Annotated in this window: 4 protein-coding genes; 2 read left to right on the plus strand and 2 right to left on the minus strand. The window is 70.8% G+C overall.

Annotated features, from left to right (window positions below):
• Positions 1 to 298 precede the first annotated feature (298 nt).
• The gene (locus IEZ01_RS17660; RefSeq protein WP_189202513.1) at positions 299 to 1,483 is read left to right on the plus strand and encodes a helix-turn-helix domain-containing protein; all 1,185 of its coding nucleotides are present in this window, start codon (positions 299 to 301) and stop codon (positions 1,481 to 1,483) included.
• A 106-nt stretch (positions 1,484 to 1,589) separates the two neighbouring features.
• Positions 1,590 to 2,048, plus strand: a complete 459-nt coding sequence (locus IEZ01_RS17665; protein ID WP_229833035.1) for a DUF6415 family natural product biosynthesis protein — start codon at positions 1,590 to 1,592, stop codon at positions 2,046 to 2,048.
• 440 nt (positions 2,049 to 2,488) lie between these two features.
• Here the strand turns inward: IEZ01_RS17665 and IEZ01_RS17670 are convergent, their stop codons facing one another.
• Positions 2,489 to 3,148 (minus strand): response regulator, encoded by a 660-nt coding sequence (locus tag IEZ01_RS17670; protein WP_189202514.1) that lies wholly within the window; start codon positions 3,146 to 3,148, stop codon positions 2,489 to 2,491.
• Positions 3,145 to 4,515 carry a sensor histidine kinase gene (locus tag IEZ01_RS17675; protein ID WP_373287630.1) on the minus strand — a complete coding sequence of 457 codons (1,371 nt, stop codon included), beginning with the start codon at positions 4,513 to 4,515 and terminating at the stop codon, positions 3,145 to 3,147. The genes IEZ01_RS17670 and IEZ01_RS17675 overlap by 4 nt, the downstream gene beginning before the upstream one ends.
• Positions 4,516 to 4,810: the final 295 nt, after the last annotated feature.

Below are 4,810 nucleotides of genomic sequence, written 5' to 3' on the forward strand. Positions count from 1 at the left end.
CGCGGTACGCCCCGCCGGCGTGCTGCGTACCGCGGCCACGGCAGGGACACTGCGGCTGCGGTGGGCGCAATCGGTGTCCTCGGCCAGCCCGACCACCCTGAAAGCGGGCTCCTGGCTCCGGCTGATGCGCAGCTCATGACAAACGCCCCCTCTCGCGCTGCGGCGCGGGAGGGGGCGTTTTCGTGTGTCCGGGGCCCTGCTGGTTTGCCGCTGCGGCTGCCCCCTCCCATCCATGGAACGGGAGGGGGAGTGATGGCCGCGGCTACTGTTCTGGTGTCGAGTCAGAACGGGAGCCGGTATGCACTCTCAGCCGAACGACCACACCGGCGCGCGCATCAAGCGGCTGCGCCTCGAACGCCACCTCACCCAGAAGCACCTCGCCGACCTATCCGGAGTGCCGTATGGCACCCTCACCAAAGTGGAGCAAGGAGTCGCACCCGCCACCCCCTACATCACCGGCCGCGTAGCCGACGCCCTGAAGGTCGAGGTTGCCACCATCACCGGCCAGCCCTACCTCACCGAACTGCGGGCCGACGAACTGGACGTTCTCATCCGCCCCATCCGCGAGGCGCTGGATGTGTACGACCTCGGAGCAGACCCGGACATCACACCACGCCCGCACCAACTGCTCGCGGACGACGCCGAGTCACTCCTCGTCGACGTTCGAGCTGGAGAAATCAAGAGGGTCGCCTCTCAGGTACCCGGCCTCATCCAAGAAGCCACCACGGCCGCACACGCCGCCCCGAGCCATGAACGCTGGCTACTCCTCGCCAGCACCTACCGCACGGCCTACGACGTCGCCACCAAACTCGGCTACGCAGACCTAGCCGCCATCGCCCTCACACGCATGGACTGGGCGGCCCAGCGCGGCTCAAACGCCGTGGTTGGCGGCATGTACCGCTACATGCGCGCGCTGACATACCTCCGCGATGGGCGATACCGCACAGGAGAGCGGCTCATCGCCCTCGGGCTGCAAACACTCGGCCAGGCCGACAAGGGACGCGAACGCAGTGTGGTGACCGGGCAGCTCCACCTTGGCGCCGCAGTCATGGCTGGCCGGTCGAAGAACGGCGACCTGGCTGAAGGACACCTGGCCGAAGCGGACCGTATCGCCGAGGCAACCGGTGAAGCAGTTGACGTGCACTGGCTCGCGTTCGGGCCCACGAACGTGGCAGTACATCGAGTGTCGGTACTGGCGGAGCTGGACGAGTACGGGGACGCCGCCGAACGCGGGAGCTCACTCCGCATTCCTCGGGATTGGCCCGCGTCGCGTCGCAGCCACCACTATGCAGAGGTAGCTCGCGCGCAGATGTGGACCGGGGACCTCGACGCGTCGTTCAAGAACCTGCTCGCCGCGCGGAAGGCTGCGCCGCAGCAGGCGCGGTACCACCCCACTGTCCGGGAGACGTACTCCGGGCTCGAGGCTGCCAGGCGCCAGTTGCCGGGCAGCTTCCTCTCGTATGGCTCCTGGCTGGGTGTCTGACAGTCCGTAATGCTCTGGCCTCAATATCCAAAACTTCGGACAGTTGGGGCCTTCCCCTTCCCCCATCCTGGTCTCACGCACTCGCCGACGACGCCAGGGAGCGACCATGCAGGAGAGGCACGACCGGCCGACCGGGTACGTCGAGATCCCCCTCGGGCCGGTCCTCGCCGAGGCCGCCGACGCCATAGTGACCCACGTCGAAGAGACGGCAGAGCTCAACATCCGGCGGGCCATCGGCATGCGCGACCACCCCGGCGAACAGGCCCTCACGGATCTCACCCGGCTGCTCGTGGCCCACTGCACCTCGCTGGCCGACGGCGTCAGGGCCGTCCCGGAGGAGCGCCGCACCGTGCGGGGAATCACCTCGCTTATGACGTGGGAAACGCTCGTGGCGTCGGGCCCCGAGCCGGGCCCGCTCGGCACCTGGTCCCACGCCCGGCACCTCGCCCAGGTCGCCCGGGACATGCTCGACGAAGTCCGCTCCTACCGCAATCAGGAAGCGTCGTTCGTTGCCCGCCCCGGGCTGCCCCCGCTCGCGCTCGGCCCCAAGGGGACCCGGCCGTGACCGACGGACAACGGCAGGCCCTGTACTGCGTGATCGTCCTCGCGGCCCTGATCGCGCTCGGCCTCGGCATCACCCACTGACTCTGCTGGGAGGACTCTGATGTACCTCATCTGCGCCACCTGCGACCGGCGGATCACCGGCCCTGCCGAAAAGCTCGGGGAGATGCCGTCGGCGTCCGGCGCCCGCCCGGACCGCTACGCACACCAGGGGCTGGAGCGGGACGCCCCGGCCAGGTTTCGACGCTGGCCGGGGCTCTACCGCACGAGTTCGGCGAGGGGGACACCGATTTTGCGTCGGCAATGAGGATGAGGGTGTCCAGGCTTGCTCTTGAGCGGGGCCCCGGCTGCCGCACGCCGAGGGGGGAGACACCCCCGCCCCTTCCCGCAACCCTGCCAGGGGCTGAGAGACCCCACCCTGTCCGCGCGGCCCGCCCGCCGGTCCTACCCCGGGGTCACCAGCCTCGCCTCGTACGCGAAGACCGCCGCCTGGGTGCGGTCCCGGAGGCCCAGCTTCACCAGGATTCGGCTCACGTGCGTTTTGATCGTGGACTCGGCCACGACCAGATGGCCCGCGATCTCGGCGTTCGACAGGCCCTGGGCGATCAGCACCAGGACCTCCGTCTCCCGCTCCGTCAGGTCGCCGATCTGGGCCAGGGCCGGGAGCTTCGGGGTCTCCGCCGCCTTGGCGAACTCGGTGATCAGGCGCTTGGTGACCGTCGGGGCGAGCAGCGCCTCGCCCGAGGCGACGACACGCACGCCGTCCGCCAGCTGGCGCGCGGACGCGTCCTTCAGGAGGAAGCCGGAGGCGCCCGCGCGCAGTGCCTGGTACACGTATTCGTCGAGGTCGAAGGTGGTCAGGACCAGCACCTTCGCGTCGGCGTCCGCGGCGACGATCTCTCGGGTCGCCTCGATGCCGTTCAGTTCGGGCATCCGGATGTCCATCAGGACCACGTCCGGACGGAGCGCCGCGACCTGGGCGATCGCCTCGCGGCCGTTGACGGCCTCGCCGACGACCTCGATGTCGGGCATCGCACCGAGCAGGACGGAGAAACCCTCGCGGACCATGATCTGGTCGTCCACGATGAGGACCCTGATGGTCACTGCGCCTCCTCCCGGGGGACCGGGATGAACGCCGTGACCTCGTAGCCGCCGTCCTCCGTGGGCCCGGCGGTCATCTCGCCGTTCAGCATGGTCACCCGCTCCCGCATGCCGGTGATCCCGTGGCCCGCACCCGGCGAGGGCTTCACAAGACCCCGCGCCGCGCCGTTGACCACCCGCAGGGCCAGGCCACCGAGGACGTACGACACCTCGACCTTCGCGGGCGCGCCGGGCGCGTGCCGAAGGGCGTTGCTCAGGGCCTCCTGGATGATCCGGTACGCCGACAGCTCGACACCCTGCGGCAGCTCCCGCACCGCGCCGACGACGGTCCGGTCCACGGTCAGGCCCGCGTCGCGGACATTGGCGAGGAGCCCGTCGAGGTCGGCGAGGGTCGGCTGCGGTGCTTCGGGGGCCTCGTAGTCCTCGGCGCGGACGACGCCCAGGACGCGGCGCAGCTCGGTCAGCGCGGCCACGGCGTTCTCGCGGATCGTGGCGAACGCCTTCTCCAGCTCGGGCGGCGGGTTCTCGACGCGGTAGGGCGCGGCCTCCGCCTGGATGGCGACGACGGACATGTGGTGGGCGACGACGTCGTGCAGCTCGCGGGCGATGGTGGTGCGCTCCTCCAGGAGCGTGCGCCGGGAGCGTTCGTGCGCGGTGACGGTCTGCTGGGCGGTGACCTCCTGCCGGGCCTCGCGGCGCACGTGCAGGGTGGTGGTGACCAGCAACGTCATGGCGGTGATGAAGAGCAGCGGGCCCGCGACGGAGCCGCCGCCGTAGCCCAGGAAGACGGTGGCGAAGACGGCGTACGCGGCCGTGAGCACCCACATCCAGGCGGCCGTGCGCGGCCGGGTCCGCAGCGCGACCACGGTCACCACGACGATGTGGGCGAGGAACGAGCTCGGCGCCCAGGCGTCGGAGCCGGCCAGGACCGCCACGAACGGCGTGGAGCCCAGGGAGAGCCAGAACGCGGCGCGCGGCCGGACCAGCGTGAGCAGGACCGCCGTGGCCGGGACGAAGCCGGTGATGAGGAAGACCAGCTCGTCGACGAACCGCCCGGAGTCGGTCGTGTAGGCGATGGGCAGGGTCAGGAACGCCAGGAAGGCGATCAGGGCGTGCGGCAGCCAGCGCACCTGGTTGCGTATCCGGGCCGGCAGCCGGCGGACGATCGGGCCGTCGGTCCGCATGGGCCGCAGCAGGCGGTACTCCATGGGGTTGTCGAGGAGGTCGTGCCGCAGGCCCCGGAGCGCGCCCACGGCCAGGCGGTATTCGGGGCTGCGGCTTGGCGTGTCGTGCGCGCTGTGCGCGCCGGGGCTCTGCGTCTCGGTCACATCAGCCAAGGTAAGGGGGCGGACGGACGCGGTCGTCCCCATGGATGGGGATCCTTCCGCGTCCGTCCCAGGTACTACGCGGCGCCGTACGCCGGCGCTCGGCCGAAAAGGGCCGAGTTCTCGGCAGCCCGGTTCCAGGTACTACGCGGCGCCGTACGCCGGCGCTCGGCCGAAAAGGGCCGAGTTCTCGGCAGCCCGGTTCCAGGTACTACGCCGCACCGCGCGCCGTCCCCTGGCCGAAGAGCGCCGCGCTCTCCGCGGCCCGGTTCCAGGTACTACGCCGCACCGCGCGCCGTCCCCCGGCCGAAGAGCGCCGCGTTCTCGGCCGCCCAGGACG

Origin of the sequence: Streptomyces purpureus, from assembly GCF_014648195.1 — a bacterium.
GTDB lineage: Bacteria > Actinomycetota > Actinomycetes > Streptomycetales > Streptomycetaceae > Streptomyces > Streptomyces purpureus.

What these genes read in the sequence shown, in the direction of transcription:
- IEZ01_RS17675 (WP_373287630.1), bottom strand. Translation starts at nt 4,515, where the DNA reads ATGGGGACGACCGCGTCCGTCCGCCCCCTTACCTTGGCTGATGTGACC.
- IEZ01_RS17660 (WP_189202513.1), top strand. Translation starts at nt 299, where the DNA reads ATGCACTCTCAGCCGAACGACCACACCGGCGCGCGCATCAAGCGGCTG.
- IEZ01_RS17665 (WP_229833035.1), top strand. Translation starts at nt 1,590, where the DNA reads ATGCAGGAGAGGCACGACCGGCCGACCGGGTACGTCGAGATCCCCCTC.